16 protein-coding genes are annotated in these 19,065 nt (G+C 66.3%); 2 read left to right on the top strand and 14 right to left on the bottom strand.

What is annotated here, in order from left to right:
- Positions 1–32 precede the first annotated feature (32 nt).
- The 7 genes from atpG to ACIPRS_RS16765 all read right to left on the bottom strand — a co-directional run bounded on the left by atpG (position 33) and on the right by ACIPRS_RS16765 (position 5,250).
- Positions 33–896: a F0F1 ATP synthase subunit gamma gene (gene atpG, locus ACIPRS_RS16795; RefSeq protein WP_192202931.1), complete on the bottom strand. Its 864-nt coding sequence runs from the start codon at positions 894–896 to the stop codon at positions 33–35.
- Positions 897–977: 81 nt separating this feature from the next.
- Entirely contained in the window at positions 978–2,525 is a 1,548-nt protein-coding gene (atpA, locus tag ACIPRS_RS16790) for a F0F1 ATP synthase subunit alpha (protein WP_192202930.1), read from the bottom strand.
- Positions 2,526–2,571: 46 nt separating this feature from the next.
- Positions 2,572–3,099, bottom strand: coding sequence for a F0F1 ATP synthase subunit delta (locus ACIPRS_RS16785; protein WP_192202929.1), 528 nt, complete (start codon positions 3,097–3,099; stop codon positions 2,572–2,574).
- Positions 3,100–3,116: 17 nt separating this feature from the next.
- The gene (locus tag ACIPRS_RS16780) at positions 3,117–3,587 is read right to left on the bottom strand and encodes a F0F1 ATP synthase subunit B (RefSeq protein WP_142126044.1); all 471 of its coding nucleotides are present in this window, start codon (positions 3,585–3,587) and stop codon (positions 3,117–3,119) included.
- Positions 3,588–3,692: 105 nt separating this feature from the next.
- Positions 3,693–3,992 (bottom strand): F0F1 ATP synthase subunit C, encoded by a 300-nt coding sequence (gene atpE / locus ACIPRS_RS16775; RefSeq protein WP_055939490.1) that lies wholly within the window; start codon positions 3,990–3,992, stop codon positions 3,693–3,695.
- A 64-nt stretch (positions 3,993–4,056) separates the two neighbouring features.
- Positions 4,057–4,854 (bottom strand): F0F1 ATP synthase subunit A, encoded by a 798-nt coding sequence (atpB, locus tag ACIPRS_RS16770; protein ID WP_241045911.1) that lies wholly within the window; start codon positions 4,852–4,854, stop codon positions 4,057–4,059.
- Between the two features lie 24 nt (positions 4,855–4,878).
- Complete coding sequence (locus ACIPRS_RS16765) at positions 4,879–5,250, bottom strand: hypothetical protein (protein ID WP_337732589.1); 372 nt, start codon at positions 5,248–5,250, stop codon at positions 4,879–4,881.
- A 416-nt stretch (positions 5,251–5,666) separates the two neighbouring features.
- Here ACIPRS_RS16765 and ACIPRS_RS16760 point away from each other — a divergent pair, with 416 nt between their 5' ends.
- Both ACIPRS_RS16760 and ACIPRS_RS16755 read left to right on the top strand, forming a co-directional pair.
- Positions 5,667–6,602: a hypothetical protein gene (locus ACIPRS_RS16760; protein ID WP_337732590.1), complete on the top strand. Its 936-nt coding sequence runs from the start codon at positions 5,667–5,669 to the stop codon at positions 6,600–6,602.
- 171 nt (positions 6,603–6,773) lie between these two features.
- On the top strand, positions 6,774–6,977 hold the full coding sequence (locus tag ACIPRS_RS16755) for a DUF2061 domain-containing protein (RefSeq protein ID WP_337732591.1): 204 nt from the start codon (positions 6,774–6,776) through the stop codon (positions 6,975–6,977).
- A 72-nt stretch (positions 6,978–7,049) separates the two neighbouring features.
- On the opposite strand, the gene lpdA is transcribed toward ACIPRS_RS16755, so the two are convergent.
- From lpdA to pgmB, 7 genes are all read right to left on the bottom strand, one after another.
- A complete protein-coding gene (gene lpdA / locus ACIPRS_RS16750; protein ID WP_446539371.1) occupies positions 7,050–9,191 on the bottom strand; it encodes a dihydrolipoyl dehydrogenase in 2,142 nt (713 codons plus the stop codon).
- Between the two features lie 77 nt (positions 9,192–9,268).
- Entirely contained in the window at positions 9,269–10,696 is a 1,428-nt protein-coding gene (locus ACIPRS_RS16745) for a dihydrolipoyllysine-residue acetyltransferase (RefSeq protein WP_446539370.1), read from the bottom strand.
- Positions 10,697–10,903: 207 nt separating this feature from the next.
- On the bottom strand, positions 10,904–11,425 hold the full coding sequence (locus tag ACIPRS_RS16740) for a DNA-deoxyinosine glycosylase (protein WP_446539369.1): 522 nt from the start codon (positions 11,423–11,425) through the stop codon (positions 10,904–10,906).
- 3 nt (positions 11,426–11,428) lie between these two features.
- Positions 11,429–11,884, bottom strand: a complete 456-nt coding sequence (locus ACIPRS_RS16735) for a DMT family transporter (RefSeq protein WP_192202921.1) — start codon at positions 11,882–11,884, stop codon at positions 11,429–11,431.
- Between the two features lie 76 nt (positions 11,885–11,960).
- A complete protein-coding gene (locus ACIPRS_RS16730) occupies positions 11,961–13,202 on the bottom strand; it encodes an MFS transporter (RefSeq protein WP_337732597.1) in 1,242 nt (413 codons plus the stop codon).
- Positions 13,203–13,373: 171 nt separating this feature from the next.
- A complete protein-coding gene (locus tag ACIPRS_RS16725; protein ID WP_446539368.1) occupies positions 13,374–15,776 on the bottom strand; it encodes a TonB-dependent receptor in 2,403 nt (800 codons plus the stop codon).
- 74 nt (positions 15,777–15,850) lie between these two features.
- The gene (gene pgmB, locus ACIPRS_RS16720) at positions 15,851–18,829 is read right to left on the bottom strand and encodes a beta-phosphoglucomutase (protein WP_446539367.1); all 2,979 of its coding nucleotides are present in this window, start codon (positions 18,827–18,829) and stop codon (positions 15,851–15,853) included.
- Between the last annotated feature and the right edge of the window lie 236 nt (positions 18,830–19,065).

Genomic DNA, 19,065 nt, shown 5'->3' with positions numbered 1-19,065 from the left:
TTCCTCTAGATGAATTCTTGTGACTACGCGCGTCAGACTGCCGCCGCGCCGCCGACGATTTCGGAAATTTCCTGGGTGATCGCCGCCTGGCGGGCCTTGTTGTAGACCAGCTGCAGGGTACCGATGAGCTTGTTGGCGTTGTCGCTGGCGGCCTTCATGGCCACCATGCGCGCCGCGTGTTCCGACGCGATGTTCTCCAGCACCGCCTGGTACACCAGCGACTCGATGTAGCGCGTGATCACGTGGTCGAGCACGGTCGCGGCATCGGGTTCGTAGATGTAGTCCCAGTCGTGGTGCGCCACCTGCGTCTCCGCCGCCGGCAGCGGCAGCAGCTGGTCGAACGCCGCACGCTGGGTCATGGTGTTGACGAAGTCGTTGTAGACGACGAACACGCGATCCAGCTTGCCTTCGGTGTACGCGTCCAGCATCACCTTGATCACGCCGATCAGCTGGTCGAGCTTGGGCGAATCGCCCAGGTGCGACACGCTGGCCAGCATGTCGACCTTGACCCGGCGGAAGTACACCGAAGCCTTCTGGCCGATGGTGACCACGTCGACCTCGACGCCCTTCTCGTTCCACTGGCGGATCTCGCCGAGCATCTTGCGGAACAGGTTGTTGTTCAGGCCGCCGGCCAGGCCGCGGTCGGACGATACGATGATGAAGCCGACGCGCTTGACGTCCTTGCGCTCCACCATGAAGGGATGCTGGTAATCGGTGTTGGCCTGCGCCAGGTGGCCGATCACCTGCTTCATCGCGCGTGCGTACGGGCGCGAGGTCTTCATGCGCTCCTGCGCCTTGCGGATCTTGGAGGCCGAGACCATCTCGAGCGCGCGCGTCACCTTGCGGGTGTTCTGCACGCTCTTGATCTTGGTTTTGATTTCGCGTCCGCCTGCCATGCTCTGCTCGCTTGATTCGTCTTCGTAGGGCGGGCCCGGCCCGCCGCCTTCACGAATGGTGGGCCGGGGCCCACCCTACGCTTACCAGGTACCGGTCTGCTTGAACTCGGCGATGCCCTTCTTGAAGGCGCCTTCGATCTCGTCGTTCCAGTTGCCGGTGCTGTTGATCGTGTCGACCAGCGCGCCCTGGGTATTGGTGAAGTGCGCGTGCAGCGCGTCTTCGAACGCCAGGATCTTGCCGACCGGCACGTCGTCCAGGTAACCCTCGTTGACGGCGTAGATGGACAGCGCCTGCAGGGCGATGGACATCGGCGCGTACTGCTTCTGCTTCATCAGCTCGGTGACGCGCTGGCCGCGCTCCAGCTGCTTGCGGGTGGCTTCGTCCAGGTCCGAGGCGAACTGCGCGAACGCCGCCAGCTCACGGTACTGGGCGAGCGAGATGCGGATGCCGCCCGACAGCTTCTTGATGATCTTGGTCTGGGCAGCGCCACCGACGCGCGACACCGAGATACCGGCGTTCACGGCCGGGCGGATGCCGGCGTTGAACAGGTCGGTTTCCAGGAAGATCTGGCCGTCGGTGATCGAGATCACGTTGGTCGGCACGAACGCGGACACGTCGCCGGCCTGCGTTTCGATGATCGGCAGCGCGGTCAGCGAACCGGTCTTGCCGGTGACCTTGCCTTCGGTGAACTTCTCCACGTAATCCTCGGACACGCGGGCAGCGCGCTCGAGCAGGCGGGAGTGCAGGTAGAACACGTCGCCCGGGTAGGCTTCGCGGCCCGGCGGACGCTTCAGCAGCAGCGAGATCTGGCGGTAGGCCACGGCCTGCTTGGACAGGTCGTCGTACACGATCAGGGCATCCTGGCCGCGGTCCATGAAGTACTCGCCCATGGTGCAGCCGGAGTAGGCGCTGATGTACTGCATCGCGGCCGACTCGGAGGCGGTGGCGGCGACGACCACGGTGTGGGCCAGCGCGCCGTTCTCTTCCAGCTTGCGCACGATGTTGGCCACGGTCGAGGCCTTCTGGCCGATCGCGACGTACACGCACTTGATGCCGGTGCCCTTCTGGTTGATCACGGCGTCGATGGCCATCGCGGTCTTGCCGGTCTGGCGGTCACCGATGATCAGCTCGCGCTGGCCGCGGCCGATCGGGATCATGGCGTCGACGGACTTGTAACCGGTCTGCACCGGCTGGTCGACCGACTTGCGCCAGATCACGCCCGGGGCCACGCGCTCCACCGGCGCGGTCAGCGAGGTGCCCAGCGGGCCCTTGCCGTCGATCGGCTCGCCCAGCGCGTTCACCACGCGGCCGAGCATTTCCGGACCGACCGGCACTTCCAGGATGCGGCCGGTGGTCTTGGCCACGTCGCCTTCGCGCAGGTGCTCGTAGTCGCCCAGGACCACGGCGCCCACCGAATCGCGCTCCAGGTTCAGCGCCAGTGCGTAGGTGCTGTTGGGCAGCTCGATCATTTCGCCCTGCATGACGTCGGCCAGGCCGAAGATGCGCACGATGCCGTCGGACACGGAGGTCACCGTGCCTTCGTTGCGCGACTCCGCGGCCAGCTTGACCTTCTCGATACGGGTCTTGATCAGGTCGCTGATTTCAGAGGGGTTGAGCGTGGTAGCCATGGGTAAGTCCTGTGTGCCGGCTCGCGCGCGGCGGTTCAATGGGAATTCAGTGCGTCAGCGCCGACTGCAGGCGCGCCAGCTTGCCTTTCAGCGAGCCGTCGATCACCACGCTGCCGGCATCGATCACGGCGCCGCCGATCAGCGATGCGTCGATGGCCGTTTCCACCTCGACCTCGCGGCCGAAGCGCTTCTTCAATGCCGCCTTGATCACGTCCAGCTCACCGGCCGGCATCGCCGTGGCGGAGGTGACCTTCGCCTTGACGATATGTTCGGCTTCGGCACGCAGGTCCTCGAACAGGCCGGCGATCTCCGGCAACTGCGGGAGGCGGCGGGCATCGGCGAGGATGCCGAGGAAACGGGCGAACGTCTCGCTGGCCCCCTCGGGCGCGAGCAGCGCCACCGCGTCGGCGGGCAGCAGCTGCGGATTGGGCAGCAGCGCGGCCACGCGCGGGTCCGCCGCGACATGCGCGGCGAAACCCAGCGCCTGCGACCAGACAGCGAAGTTGCCTTCGTCGCGCGCCGTCGCAAAGGCGGCGCGGGCGTAGGGGCGAGCGACGGTAAGGGCCTGGCTCATCGATCAGATCGTCCGGATCAGATTTCGGCGGCGAGTTCGTCGAGCAGCGCCTTGTGGGCGTTGGCATCGATCTCGCGCTTCAACAGCTTCTCGGCACCGCTGACGGCCAGCGCGGACACCTGCTTGCGCAGGTCCTCGCGGGCACGCGTGGCGGCGGCGTCGATCTCGGCTTCGGCCAGCGCCTTCTGGCGGTTGGCTTCGGCGATCGCGTCGTTCTTGGCCGCATCGACGATCTGGTTGGCGCGCGCGTGGGCCTGGTCGATGATCTCGTTGGCCTTGACGCGGGCTTCCTTCAACGCCTCGTTGACCTTTTCCTGGGCCTGCGCCAGATCCTTCTGGCTGCGGTCGGCCGCGGCCAGGCCTTCGGCGATCTTCTGCTGGCGTTCCTCGATGGCAGCCAGCAGCGGCGGCCAGATTTTGGTCGCAATGATCCAGATCAGGCCGGCGAAGGCCAGCGCCTGGGCAAACAGAGTGAGATTGATATTCATCGTAAACCTGCCGGTGATGAAGGGCCCGCGCACATCGCGCCGGCCCAGCTACGCCTGGTGACTGACCGCGGGCGGATGCCCGGGGTCAGGCGTGCACGCGACGGATCAGCCCGCCAGCTTGGCCAGCTGTTCGGTGAAGATCGTGATGAACGGGCTGGCGAACGCAAACAGCAGGCCTACGGCGACCGAGATGATGAACGCGGCGTCGATCAGGCCGGCGGTGATGAACATGCGCACCTGCAGGACCGGGATCAGTTCCGGCTGGCGGGCAGCCGATTCCAGGAACTTGCCGGCCATGATGGCCAGACCCAGACCCGCGCCCAGCGCGGCCAGGCCGATCATGATGCCGATGGCGAGGGCGGTCGAAGCCTGGACCTGGGCGAGGTTGGTGAGGATGCTTTCCATGGTGATCTCCGGAACTTAAGTGCTTGAAAGGTGATGGTACGAAGGAAACGGTGAAGCGGAAACGTTAGTGACTGTCTTCCGACAGGCTCAGGTAGACGATCGACAGCATCATGAAGATGAAGGCCTGCAGCGGGATGACCAGCAGGTGGAACAGCATCCAACCCAGGCCGAATGTCGCACCGCCGAGCATGCCGAGGATGCCGGCGCCGCCCAGCACCCAGATCAGCAGGAAGACGATCTCGCCGCCGAACATGTTGCCGAACAGTCGCATCGCCAGCGAAATGGGCTTGCTGACCCATTCGACGATGTTGAGGATCAGGTTGAACGGCATCATCCACTTGCCGAACGGCGCCGTCAGGAATTCCTTGGCGAAACCACCCAGGCCCTTGGAGCGGAACGCGAAGACCAGCATCAGGAAGAACACGCTGATCGACATGCCCAGGGTGGCATTGACGTCGGCGGTGGGCACCGGCTTCCAGTAATGCACGCCCATCAGTTCGAGCGGCTTGGCGATGAAGTCTGCCGGGATCATCTTCAGCAGGTTCATCATCAGGATCCAGAAGAAGATGGTGATCGCGATGGGCGTCACCAGCTTGCTGGTCCCGTGGTACGTGTCGCGGGCCTGCTTGTCGACGAACTCGAGCATGATCTCGACGAACGCCTGCCACTTGCCCGGCACGCCGGCCGTGGCCTTGCGGGTCGCCATCCAGAAGGCGAACACGATGAGCAGACCCATCAGAACGGCGGTCACGAAGGTGTCGACATTGATCGTCCAGAACGGACCATCGCCGCCCACCTGAGCCGTGAGGTTCTTCAGGTGATGCTGGATGTAGCTGGTGGGAGTCAGAGCTTCGCCCGCCATGAGTCGGAAACCTTTCTAGTTGGGTTATCGCTGCTTGCCGGTCGCGACCAGCACCTGTGCCACCAGTCCGGTGATCACGCCTGCCAGGAGAGGCAGCGGGGGCAGCTTGTACAGCCCCGCGCCAACGACCAGCACACCGATCACCACGACCCACTTCACCACCATCCCCGCGGCCAGCCTCAGGACCGCCGAGACGGCGCCGAGCACACCACCACCGAAGGCCATCCAGGCCGCCAGCAGCGCGCCGGCCACGATCGCCAACCCTCCGACGGCCGCCGCAACCGCTTGGGGCACGCCCCAGAGCAGGAACAGCAGCGCGACCAGCAGTACCGCGACCGTCTGCCAGACGGCGGCGCGCAACACCAGCCGCCGGCCCGCAGCGACGGAATTCAGCACACGAAAGCCCTACGGAATTGGCGGGGTACAAGGCGGTAAAGCGCCTCGCCGAGCCGCAAAAGTATAGCAGCGGGACAATTTCCGGGACAACCGCCAAAGGTCGAAACCGCGAGTTCGGCGCCGGATTCCGCCAAAGCCAGCGGGGACAAGGCTGTAACCGTTTCCCCTGTTCAGAATTTTCCGCAGGATTTCCCGGAACTTTGACGAAAACCGCCTGTCAGTCCCTCTGAGGCCTGCCGCTCAACTTCCTCGTCCGATGCTCCGTCGCAGGTTCTCCAGAAGCCCCGGTTGCCCCCGGGGCTTCCTTTTTTCCGGCGGGAAACGCTGCGGAGAGCGCCACTCGTTCAGTCAATTCACTCCCTGTCGACCCGGGCATGGCGAACGTTGGGCTCCCCACACCCAACCGCATGGACCCCATGAGCCGCCACATCCCCCATCGCACCGCCGCATCGGTCTTCTGCTGCCTGTCCCTGGCCATCGCCACCTCCACCGCGTCCGCACAGGAGGTTTCCGACGACGCCCGCTTCGAACTGAGACTCTCCGCATTCAATCCCGAGGCGAACATCCGCTTCACCGGCGACGCCGTGGCCACCAATGGCGAGCGAACGGAGGAGTTGGGTGCGGCCGGGGAGATCAATGCCGACGGCCGCTGGCGCCCGCGCGGCGAGCTCGCCTTCAACATGACGCCCCGCCAGTCGCTCCGGCTCAATTACTACGACTATCGACGGGATCAATCGTGGGGCTTCGATGGCGATTGGGTCGATCCCGGCACGATCTTCGACGAGGTCGAGATCCCTGGCGAGCCGGTGGAGGTGCCTGCCGTCGATGTGTCGGGCCGCATCAGTTTCGAACTGGCCAGCCTCAACTACGAGTTCGCGATGGTCGATACACCACGCTTCCAGTGGGGCCTCGGTGCCGGCATCACCCATGCGACGCTGGCGGCGCGCGGTACCGCCACCAGCACGGGTACCGGGGAGATCGATCCGCAGTGGGAAGACCTGGACTGGAACCGCGATGGCACCTCGCCGAACCTGCACACCCGCGTGGCGTGGTCGCCCACGCCGCGCCTGCGCATCGAGGCGCAGGGACAGTATCTGGATACGCGCTGGGGCAACTTCATCAATGAGCAGGGACACTTCGAACGCGGCGGCCTGCTGGTCGAGTACCGGGTCACCGAGCGGATCGGCGTGCATGTGGGCTACGACTGGTTCCGCCTGAAGCTCAGTGACGACTATCGCGGTTCGTTCGAGGCGCCGGCGGAGTCGGGTATCGGCACGGTGGACGTCGCGGGCAAGGCCACCGGCGAGTTCAAGGTGCATGGCCCGATGGCGGGCGTGTCGGTCCGGTTCTGACCCGGTCGCACAAGGCACGCCCGGCGCCGAACACGCCCGGGCCGCCTTGGCCAGCCATCCAGATACCCCACCCCGACCGATAGGCAATATTTATCGGTAGCAGCGGATCATTCCATTGGACAGCGGCAGCTTGGACCCCATAATGAGATCAATTCTCATCTGGAGCCCGCCGTGAACAAGACCCTGAGCTTCGCGATCCTGCATTTCTCGGTGGCCTTCACCCTGGGCTACCTGTTCACCGGCAGCCTGCTGGTGGGCGGCATGCTGGCGTTGATCGAACCGGCGACCAATACCGTGGTCTTCCACTTCCATGAAAAGGTGTGGAAGCGGATCGAAGCCCGGCGGGCGTCCAAAGCAATGCCCTTGCCCGCCTGACAGGCCCGACGCCAGGAACGGAAAGGCCGCGCATCCGCGCGGCCTTTCCGTTCCTGAAGCACCCGGTGTCGCTTACTTCTTCTTCGGGATGTACAGGTCGGTGATGGTGCCTTCGTAGACCTCCGCCGCCATCGCGACCGACTCGCTGAGCGTGGGGTGCGGGTGGATGGTCGCGCCGATGTCGCCAGCTTCCGCACCCATCTCGATCGCCAGCGCGAGTTCGCTGATCAGGTCGCCCGCGTGCACGCCGACGATGCCGGCACCGATGATGCGGTGGGTGTGTTCGTCGAAGATGAGCTTGGTCGAGCCTTCGCCGCGGCCGATGCCCACCGCGCGCGCGGACGCCACCCACGGGAACTTGCCCACGCCGATCTTCAGGCCCTTGGCCTTCGCTTCGGTCTCGGTCACGCCGACCCACGCGATTTCCGGATCGGTATAGGCCACGGACGGAATCACGCGGGCCACCCACTCCTTCTTCTCGCCCGCAGCGACTTCCGCAGCCAGCTTGCCTTCGTGCGTGGCCTTGTGTGCCAGCATCGGCTGGCCCACCAGGTCACCGATGGCGAAGATGTGCGGCACGTTGGTGCGCATCTGCGCGTCCACCGGGATGAAGCCGCGCTCGGTGACGGTGACGCCGGCCTTGTCGGCATCCAGCTTGCCGCCATTGGGCGAACGGCCCACCGCGACCAGCACGCGGTCCCACGTGCCCGACTCGAGTTCCGGCTTCTGGCCTTCGGTGGCGCTCTCGAAGTGCACGGTGATGCCCTTCTTCGACGCTTCGACCTTGGCGGCCTTGGTCTTCAGGTGCACGGCCACGCCCTGCTTCTTCAGGCGGTCGGCCAGCGGCTTCACCAGGTCCTTGTCGGCGCCCGGCATCAGCTGGTCCATGAACTCGACCACGGTGACTTCGGCGCCCAGCGCGCGGTACACCGTCGCCATTTCCAGGCCGATGATGCCGCCGCCGCCGACGAGCAGCTTCTTCGGCACCTCGGCCAGCTGCAGCGCGTCGGTGGAATCCATCACGCGCGGATCGTCCCACGGGAAGTTCGGCAGCTTCACCGCCTGCGAACCGGCGGCGATGATGCACTGCTCGAAGCGCAGCAGCTGCGTCTTGCCGTCGCTGCCGGCGATCTCGAGCTCGTTCGGCGAGACGAACTTCGCCACCCCGGTGACCGTGCGCACCTTGCGCTGCTTGGCCATGCCGGCCAGGCCCTTGGTGAACTGGCCGACCACCTTGTCCTGCTTGAAGCTGCGCAGCTTGTCGAGGTCGATCTTCGGCTTGCCGAAGCTGATGCCGATGTCGTCGGAGTGGGAGGCTTCATCGATCAGGGCCGCCGCATGCAGCAGTGCCTTCGACGGGATGCAGCCCACGTTGAGGCAGACGCCGCCGAGTGCTTCGTAGCGTTCGATGAGGACCGTGTCCAGACCGAGGTCGGCGGCGCGGAACGCCGCCGTGTAGCCGCCCGGACCGGAACCGATCACGACGATGCGGCATTCGATATCGGCTGGCTTGCCGCTGCCCAGCGCGGGCTTCGGCGCCGAGGTGGCCGGTGCGGCAGGGGCCGCCGGCGAGGCCGCAACCGGCGCAGGCTTGGCCGGCACCGCAGCGGCGCCCTCGCCTTCCAGGATCGCGACCAGACTGCCCTCTGCCAGCGAATCGCCCAGCTTGACCTTGATCTCCTTCACCACGCCGGCGGCAGGCGACGGCACTTCCATCGTCGCCTTGTCGGATTCCAGCGTGACCAGGCCCTGGTCTTTCTTCACCGTGTCGCCGACGGCCACCAGGATCTCGATCACCGGCACGCCATCGTAGTCACCGATATCGGGCACCTTGGCTTCGATCAATCCGCCACCGCCGGACGGCACGGGTGCCGCGGCCGGTGCTGCAGGCGCGGGCGCCGACGCGGCAGGCGCCGCCGGTGCGGGCGCAGGCTTGGCGGGAGCTGCGGGCGCGGGCGCGGATGCCGCGGCGCCTTCGGCTTCCAGTACGGCCACCACGCTGCCTTCGGACAGCGAATCGCCCAGCTTGACCTTGATTTCCTTCACCACGCCGGCGGCCGAGGACGGCACTTCCAGCGTGGCCTTGTCCGATTCCAGCGTGACCAGCCCCTGGTCCTTCTTCACCGTGTCGCCGACGGCGACGAGGATCTCGATGACCGGCACATCGCTGTAATCGCCGATGTCGGGGACTTTGACTTCAATCGTGTTCGCCATACCGCTCTCTTTCGTAGGGTGGGCCTGGGCCCACCGTGGCTTGGTCGGATCGGTGGGCCGGGGCCCACCCTACGGACTCACAGGAGTACGCGGCGCATGTCGCCCAGCAGCTGCGCCAGATACGCGGTGAAGCGCGCCGCGGCGGCGCCGTCGATCACGCGGTGGTCGTAGCTCAGCGACAGCGGCAGCATCAGGCGTGGCTGGAACTGTTTGCCGTCCCACACCGGCTGGATCGAGGACTTGGACACGCCCAGGATGGCCACCTCCGGCGCATTGACGATGGGCGTGAACGCCACGCCGCCGATGCCGCCCAGCGAAGAGATCGAGAAGCAGCCGCCCGACATCTCGGCCGGGCCCAGCTTGCCTTCGCGCGCCTTCTTGGCCAGCTCGCCGCTTTCCTGCGCGATCTCGTTGACACCCTTCTTGTCGACGTCGCGGATCACCGGCACGACCAGACCGTTCGGCGTGTCGGCAGCGAAACCGACGTGGAAATACTTCTTCAGCGTGAGGTTCTCACCGCTGGCATCGAGCGAAGCGTTGAAGTCGGGGAATTTCTTCAGCGCCGACACGCTGGCCTTCATCAGGAAGGCGAGCATGGTCAGCTTGATGCCGGCCTTTTCGTTTTCCTTGTTCAGCGCCACGCGCAGCGCTTCCAGGTCGGTGATGTCGGCGTGATCGTGCTGGGTGACGTGCGGGATCATCGCCCAGTTGCGCGCCAGGTTGGCGCCGGAGATCTTCTTGATGCGCGACAGCGCGACGACCTCGGTCTCGCCGAACTTGCTGAAGTCGACCTTCGGCCACGGCAGCAGATTGAGCCCGCCACCGGCGGCGGCCGGTGCGCCTGCCGCGACGGGGGCCGACACGCCACCTGCCAGCGCGCGCTTGACGTACTTCTGCACGTCTTCCTTGCTGATCCGGCCACCGCGCTCGGTGCCCTTGACCTGGTTGAGGTCCACGCCCAGTTCGCGGGCGAACAGGCGCACCGCGGGACTGGCGTAGGCGACCTTCTCGGGCAGCACGCGATCGGCATTGAATTCGACCGGCGGCGTGCGCGGCGGCGAGGCTTCCGGGTCGATGCCGGGCTTGTCGTCCAGCACACGCGAGGCAGCGGGGGCGACGGCCGGCGCGGCGCGTTCCTGCGCGATCTCGCGCTGGGTGATCTTGTCGGGTGTCGGCGATACCGCGACCGGCTCCACCTTCGCGCCGGTTTCAGCGGTGGCGGTCGGTGCGGGTGCGGCGGCAGGTTTCGCCTCGGTCGCGCCTTCGCTCACTTCGATCAGCGCCACCACCGCGCCTTCGGCGATCTCGTCGCCCAGCTTGACCTTGATCTCCTTCACCACGCCGGAGAAGGCCGACGGTACTTCCATCGTCGCCTTGTCCGATTCCAGCGTGACCAGGCCCTGGTCCTTCTTCACCGTGTCGCCCACGGCGACCAGGATCTCGATCACCGGCACACCGTCGTAGTCACCGATGTCGGGAACCTTGGCTTCCTTGATGTCGGACATGGCGTTACTCCGGTGCGGACTTGAAGAGGGGAACCCCTATTGTGTCCGCAGCGGCGCGATGCGCCAACCATTCCTTCGGACTAATTGCTGTCCACGGCGGGACATTGCGTGCCGGCGCGGAGGAAAACGACTGCGCCACGCGAGCCTGCGGACAGAGTGGTATCGCTTTGGTTCGACGTTCGACTCACACGATACGCCGCCGCATTGTCAGGCGGGCATGCGCAGCAACGGCGAGATCGCGGTCCAGGCTTGCTGCAAGGCGTCGTGGCGAATCGCTGCGTTGGCGGGGCTGGTGGATGGCAATGCGAACAGGGCCGGCATGCAGGCCTCCGGCAGCTGCGGCTGCACGTGGCGACGGAAGGCCTCCGCCGCCTTTCCCCCGTTGAACGCGATCGCCACGATGCTGCGGTGCGCCACCAGCATCTCCTCCAGTGGATTGGCGACCTCGCTGCCGCGCACGATGGCGGCATCCAGACTGCCGCGTCGCTCGCACTGGCCGATGACATCCCACAAGCCCACGCCGGCCTCATGCAGGTACCGGAGGCGATGCTCGTACGGGGCGACCGGATCGAATCCGCAGATCGACGCCATCACCGGCCAGAACCGGTTGCGTGGATGGGCGTAGTAGCGCGCGGCCTGCAGCGAGGCGTCGCCGGGCATCGATCCGAGCACGAGTACGCGACAGCCCGCACCCACGCTGGGTGGCAGCCCGGTCAGCAGGCCCGCCACGGATCAGCCGCCCGCCGACTGCCAGGGCTTCACCACCAGCAGCGCGCCGGCGACCACCAGCAGCAGGCCGACGACACGCAGCGCATCCACCGGTTGCCGCGCATGCAGTACCCCGAAGTGGTCCAGCACGACCGAACCCGCCAGTTGTCCCGCCACCACCAGGCAGATCAACGACGCCGCTCCCAGGCGAGGCACCAGCAGGGTGGCCGAGGCAACGAACACCGCCCCGATCATGCCCCCCGTCCATGCCCACCACGGCACTTTGCCCAGCGCGGCAGGCACGAATACCGGCCGGCTGAGCCACCACCACGCCAACAGCACCCCGGTTCCGACCATGAAGGACGCCAACGAGGCGAACACGGGGCCAAAGGTCTGTTTGCCGAGCGACGCGTTGATCAACGCCTGCAGCGGCAGCAGCATGCCGATGAAGAGGGCCAGGGCCACGCCGGTCGCGTTCATGCGTCGTCTCGTCTCGGTAACGGAAGGCGGACACGATACGCGAAGCCACCCGCCACGCGGCGTCAACGTGCTGACGTCACGCGGGTTGCGGCATGCCTCGCTTCCCCGACACCGCGCGCTGCAGCAGCGCCATCGACACCAGCAACATGGCCATCGGCGCCAGCAGCAGATAGAACGCACGCGACCCGTCGAAATGCGCGAACAACTGGCCGGTGACGTAGGAGCCGGTGGTTCCGCCCAGGGCGGAGAACACCACGATCAGCCCCGTCATCGCTGCATGCCGCGACTTGGGCAGTGCACTGAGCACCACCGAATTGATCGCCGGATAGATCGGCGCCATCAGCAGGCCGATCATCGGGAACACATAGGCAGCCGCGGGCGCGTTCCACCAGGTCATGCCGTCGCGTGCCTGCACATTCGCCGCCAGCGGCAACGCCAGAAGCACCAGCGCTGCCATCGCCGCCACGCAGCCGGACAGTAGCCAGAACCACGGCACGCGCCGCAGCAGCACGCCGCCTCCCAGGCGACCGAGCGCCAGCGACCCGGCGAAGATACTGGCCGCCTGCACGCTGAGCGTGGTGGGCAGGTGCAGGATCTCGCGATTGAACGTCGGCAGCCAGGTATTGATGGCCTGCTCCATCAGCACGTAGAGGAAGGCCGACACCAGGAACACCACCACCAGTGGCATTGCCAGCAGGCGGAACATGTCGATGAAGGATTCCCCCGCCGCATGGCCGTCGCGCGCGGCGCGCTCGTCCAGCGTACTGGTCGCGAGCAGCGCGACCACCGCTGCGCACATCGCCGCAAGCACCCAATAGACATCCAGCCAGACCGGATCGCCCGGCGCATCCGCATTGATGAAGGCCGCGAACAACCAGGCACTGCCGAGGATCCCGACCATGAACCAGCCTTCGACGGTGCTGGTGAGCGCCGCATGCGCCTTCGCATCGTCGGTCAGCAGGCCGATGCTGGAGTAGACCGACACCTTCACCAGCGCGAACGACACACCGACCGCCGTGAAGAGCAGCTTGGTCGCCCAGAACGCCTGCAGCAGCGGCATCGCGATGCAGGCGGCGGCGACCAGCAGCAGGCCGAGCATCATCGCCCGGCGGTAGCCCACCCTCGGCAGGAACGACGCGACCAGGAACGAGGTGATCGCGATGGGCAGGTCCTTGAACGCCTCCAGCAGGCTGGCATCGGCCTTGGTGATGCCGAATCCCTGTATGGACTGCAGGATCACGGTGCCCACGGAATTCAACAGCATGGCGAAGATCATGTAGGTCAGGATCATTGCCAGGATCATGCGGGTGCGTGTCATGGGCGGTACCGGTAAGCGCAAGCGCCTCCTGACCGCCTGGCCCGGAGTGCGCGGAGGGAGGTCGCGTGGTCACGCCACGCGGCACCCGGCGGGAAACAGTATCCACCGCCGCGCCGGGGAGAGACGGCGCGGCGGTGAAGGACGGCCCGCATCAGGGCGGGCCCCGATGCCTCACCAACGATAGGCGACGGAGGCCTGGTACGACGTGCCTTCCAGCGGGCGACCCATGAACACGCCGCCACTGGTCGCATTGCCCAGCACGCGTGCATTGCCCTCGGTCAGCGCGATCTCGTCGGTCACGTTACGGCCCGAGAAGGTGAACTCCCAGTTCTCGCCCACGTGTGCGCTGGCCCCGATGTCCCAGGTGTCGTATTCGGGAAGCACCTGGCCATTGGCGGGATCGGAGTAGCGGTCACCGACATGCGTATAGGTGGTGAACACCTTCAGGTCGCCCCACGGCATGGACCAGTAGTAGCTCGGTGTCAGTCGCGCGCGGAACTTCGGCTGGCGTACCACCTGGTTGCCATCGTAGGTGGCGAAGTCGCCGTACTTGGCACGCAGCCAGGTCGCATTCCACGCCAGCTCGAAGCCGCCCGCCGGACGCCATGCACCTTCGAACTCCAGGCCGCGCGCCTTCGAGTCGCCGATGATGACGACGTTGTTGCCGTTGTTGTCGAACGCCTGGTAGCGCAGGCCGGTGAAGTCGTTGTAGAACGCGGTGAGGTACATCTCGTACGTCTCGCCGCCGGCCTTCAGGCCCAACTCGTACTGGTCGATCTCGGTCTTGTTGTTGGCGCCGTCGCGCAGGTTGTCGAACTGCGGGAAGGTGAAGCCCGAGTTGACGCGACCGAACAGGCTGACGCTATCGTTAAGCGTGTAGTTCAAGCCGGCCGTCCAGGACACGTCGCTGTCGTTCTGGTCGATGCTGCGTGGCGTGGTCGAGACCGAAGTGTTGTTGTCGTACAGCGTGTTCGGATTGCCGTCCAGGTCGACCGTGACCGGATCCCACACCGTGCCGTTCACTTCCTGCCGCTCGTAGCGCACGCCGGCATCCAGGCGGATGCGGTCGTTGACGGTCCATTCGTCGGCGATGAAGAAGGCCGCGTTCTGGCCGTCGTAGTCGCCGCGGATGTTGTAGAACGCCGTGCCCACGAAGCCGTCACGCGTCGCCACCTGCCCGTTGGACAGCGCCAGGTTCACCCGGCGCGCGTTGTCCTGCGCGGTCAGCAGCATGTTGTTGCCCAGCCACCAACGGTCCTTGGACGAGTAGTCCGCGTAGTACACGCCGAACGTCAGCGCATTGCTGTCGGTCAGATCGACACTGAAACGCAGGTCGTTGGTGAACGAGCTGATCTCCTTCTCCACCACCCAGAAGCCTGCGGTCAGCACCTGCTGGTTCGGATCCACCGCGCCGCCGCCATTGACGAAGGTGCCGGTGCCGGTGACGCCCGCCCCGTAGGTGTCGGTGATGTAGGACGACAGGGTCTGCGGGTTGGCACCGGTGAACAGCGCGTAGGTCGGCGCGTCGCCCTTGAGGTAGTTGAACTTGTCGCTGATGGTCCAGTTGCCGACGTACCAGTCCAAGGAGCCGCCGAACACATCGATGTCCACGCCACGGCCATCGGCCAGGTCGCGGGTCATCGTCTGGTTGCCGACGCCGGTGGGCAGCGTTACCCGGCGGAAGTCGTCGCCAACGAGCGTGCCGGTGGTGGCGTCCAGGCCCGGGAAGCTGGAAATGTCCTTGCCGTTGTTGCGCGAAACCAGCGGCACCGCCGTATAGAAGGTGTTCTGGTCGTCGGTATGACGCGCATAGAGGTTGAACTCGCCTTCGGCCCAGCGCTTGGTCAGCGTGGCGCTCAGCTGGCCACCCTTTTCCACGGGGAAGCCCGTCTGGCGCACGCCGTCGGTCTCGCGGTAGAAGCCGCCCACACTGTAGTACCAGCCGCTGTCCGCGCTCAGCGGACCACCGCTGTAGAAGTCGACCCGGCGCAGACTGTCGGTACCCAGCGTCAGGCGCACGCTGCCCTCCGGCGTGTCCTCGCCCTTCTTCTGGATGAAATTGACCGTCACGCCGGGCTGCCCGTTCGAGTAGATCGGGCTGGGACCGCCGCGCAGGCCCTCGACGCGCGCGATGGTGTCGTCGATGCGGAACAGCGTGGTGTTCTCGAGGAACGACAGCGTCGGCGGCGGAAAGATCGGCGAGCCGTCAAGCTGCAGGGTGAAGAACGGCGCGTCGCCCTCGGAGGGCATGCCGCGCACGAAGACGTTGGCGCCGGTACCGCCACCGCTGGCTTCGGCCCACACGCCCGGCACGATCTTCAGCAGGTCGGCAGTGCTGGTGGGCGCGGTTTCCTGGATTTGCTCCGGCGTGGCCGTGCTGATCGAGAAGCTGGCGTCGCGTTTGCGCAGGCCCTTGAACTTGGCCGTACCGCTGACGATGACGGCGTCGAGTGTCGTCGCCTCGTCGTTAGCGGGCGCCGGGGCGGCTTCCTGGGCGCCCGCCAATACCGGCGCGAGCGCCAGCGCGATGGCGGCCGACAGGGCGTAGCGCATCGGGTGCTTGGTGTGTTGCATGGTCTCTCCCTCCACGTAGTGCGTTTGTTGTTGTAGTGACAGGCTGCCGCCGCGGCTTCTGTGGCCGTGTGCGGTCAAGGCGAAACGAACGTCCTCAGGTCGAACTTGGCGATGCGGGGAATCACGGCATCGGCGTGGCGCAGCGCGCGGGCGTCGCCGATGCCCACGGCGGCCATGCCGGCGGCATGGATGGCCTCGATGCCGGCGGCGGCGTCTTCCACCCCGATGCACAGGTGCGCGGGCACGCCGAGTGCGGCGGCCACGTCCAGGAAGATGGCCGGGTCCGGTTTGGCGCGCGCGATGCGGCCGGCATCGGCGATGTAGTCGAAGCAGTCGGCGATGCCCAGCTTGTCCAGCAGCGCAGGCGCGTTGCGGCTGGCGGACGCCAGCCCGAGCTTCAGGCCCGCGGCACGCGCGGCATCCAGCACCTCGCGCACACCGTCGAACAGATCCTGCGGACCCACGCTGGCGATTTCCTGCACGTAGTAACCGTTCTTGGTATCGGCCAGCGCGCGCTTCTCGTCTGCGCTGTAGGCGCGTGATGCGCGCTCCAGGATGATCTCCAGCGAAGCCATCCGGTCCACACCCTTGAGCCGCTCGTTCACCAGCAGATCGAATGGGACGTCGATTTCGTCGGCCAGCCGTTTCCATGCCCGGTAGTGCGTATGCGCGGTGTCGGTCAGTACGCCGTCCAGGTCGAAGACCAAGGCACGGCAGGCACGCGGGAACACGGCTTTCGGCGGCGACGGCACGGCAAGCGGCAACACGGTTTCCCGCCCCGGCTTCAGCACCACTTCGCTCCCGGCATGGGCGAAGGCGAGCAGGTCACCCTCGTCCAGCCGATAGCGCACGCCCCGCGCATCCACGTCCACTCGCAGTGCGCAACCGCGCCAACGCAGGTTGAAACCGTAGCCCTTCCAGGCGGTGGGCAGCGTCGGCGCGAACTGCAGGCGACCGCCCACGATGCGCAGCCCGCCGAAGCCCTGCACCAGCCCCAGCCAGCTGCCCGCCATCGCCGCCATGTGCACGCCGTGGTCGGTGTTGCCATGCAGGTCATCCAGGTCCACGCGCAGACTGGCGTCGAAATAGCGCCATGCCTTTTCGTCGTGCCCGACCTCGCTGGCGAGGATGCCGTACACGGGCGCCGACAGCGTGGAGTCATGGGTAGTGACCGCTTCGTAGTAGTCGAAGTCGCGACGCTTCGCACCCAGCGCGATACCGTCACCGGCCAGCACCATCGCCATCACCACGTCGGCCTGCTTGCAGACCTGGTGGCGGTACAGCGTCAGCGGGTGGTAGTCGAGCAGCAGCGGGCGATGCGGCCCTTCGCGCTTCGGAAACGGCCAACGCGGCTTGGCGAGGAAATCGTCGTCCTGCGGATGGATGCCCAATGCGTCGTCGACCGGCAGGTACATCGCCTCGGCGGCACGCTGCCACAGCGCGACTTCGTCGGCGTCCAGCCCGATGCGTGAGGCGAGTTCCGCCAGCGCAGCGGGCCGCGCGGCCGACAGCCGCGCCCAGGCCTGGACCGCACGCAGCAGGTGCCGCTGCGCCATGCGGTTGGTGTACCAGTTGTTGTTGACCAGCGTGGTGTATTCGTCGGGACCGGTCACTTCGTGGATGCAGAACGCACCGTCGAGCCGCGGATTGAAGTGGCCCGCCTGCGGCCAGATCCGTGCGGTCTCGAAAAGAATCTCGGCGCCAGCCTCGCTGAGGAAGTCGAGATCATCGCTGGCGTCGAGATAAAGCCCGATCCCGTACGCGATGGCGGCGTTGATGTGGTACGCCGCCGAACCGCTGGGATAGTGCGCGGAACATTCGCGGCCGGCGATGGTGCGCCAGGGGTACAGCGCGCCGCGCGGATGGTTCATCGCACGCGCGGTGTCGCGTGCGCCATCCAGTGTGCGGAAGCGGTACATCAGCATGGCGCGTGCCACGTCGGGCGCCGTCAATGCCATCACCGGCAGCACGAAGGCCTCGGTGTCCCAGAAGCAGTGGCCCTCATAGCCTTCGCCGGTGATGCCCTTGGCCGCCGTGCCGTTGATGCCGTCGCGACCGGCCGATTGCAGCAGGTGGAACAGGTTGAAGCGCAGCGCCAGTTCGGCCGCCGGATCGCCCTCCACCGAAATGCCGGCGCGTTGCCAGAACGCCTGCAGAGTCTCCGCCTGTGCGCGGGCGATCGCATCGAAGCCCGCGGCCTGCGCACGCGCCAGCACTGCCTGCACGCCATCGCGCACGGTACCGTTGCCATCGTCGTAAGCGACGAACTTCTCGACGACCACCGACGCGCCCGGCGCGAGTACGGCCTCGAAGCACTGCTCGACGCGCCCTTCGCCGGCATCCGCTGACGCGAACGCGACCCCTTGCGACAACCGGTGATGCTGGGAACAGACCAGCGTGATTCCGCTGTGGTGCGTGCGCTGGGTGAGCCATGCACCGCCGGCACCGGCATGTTCGTCGAACACGTCCATCGCCTCGCCACCGGCCACGCCGATGCGGGGATCGTCGCCCTGTTCGATCGCCTGGCGCCCGGTTTCGATCGACGAACGCAAGGTCAACGGACCGGCATAGTCGATCGAGGCGACTTCGAAGCGGATCGCCAGCAGCGCGCGCTCGGCCAGCGGCACCACGCGCTGCGCACGGATCTCCAGTGTGTGGCCCTGCGGCGTCTTCAGCCTGAGGCGGCGGTCCAGCGTGCCCGCAGCCAGGTCCAGGGTGCGTTCGAAGTCCAGCCACGCCGCTTCCTCAACCCGCAGCGGCGCATCGCCCAGCTGCAGCCGGATGTGCTTGCCTTCTGCCACCGGCACGCGCGTGTCGGTACTGCGCGTGAAGCCCGGGAAACGTTCGTGGTAGTGGATCGGGTTCTGCTCGAACACGCTCGACAGGAAACTGCCGTCGCTGACGCTGTCGCCTTCCTCGAGGGCGCCGCGCACGCCGAGCGTGCCGTTGGCCAGCGCGAACAAGGTCTCGTCACGGGCGGCACGCGCCGCATCGAAGCCCCGCTGGGTCAATCGCCACGGATCGGGCCGCATCTCGTCGGCGCCCGCGTCCATTCCTGTTGCATCGTTTTGCCTCTGTTCCACCGACATCCCCGCTCTGGCCTGGCGCATCCCGCAGTGGCACCACGGGCGGAGGCACGCTAGGAGTCACTGTTATCGATGTCAAGTTATCGATGTCAGAGCAGCACTACAGTGACTTGAAACGTCGCAGCCCGGAGGGCAATTCCGGGAAAACAACATGCTTTTTCAATGACTTGCAGGCGATACCACCCAAGGCGACCGACGAAAAT

The sequence above is a fragment of the Pseudoxanthomonas sp. LARHCG66 genome, from assembly GCF_052871755.1.
This window is presented reverse-complemented; position numbering and strand designations above follow the sequence as displayed.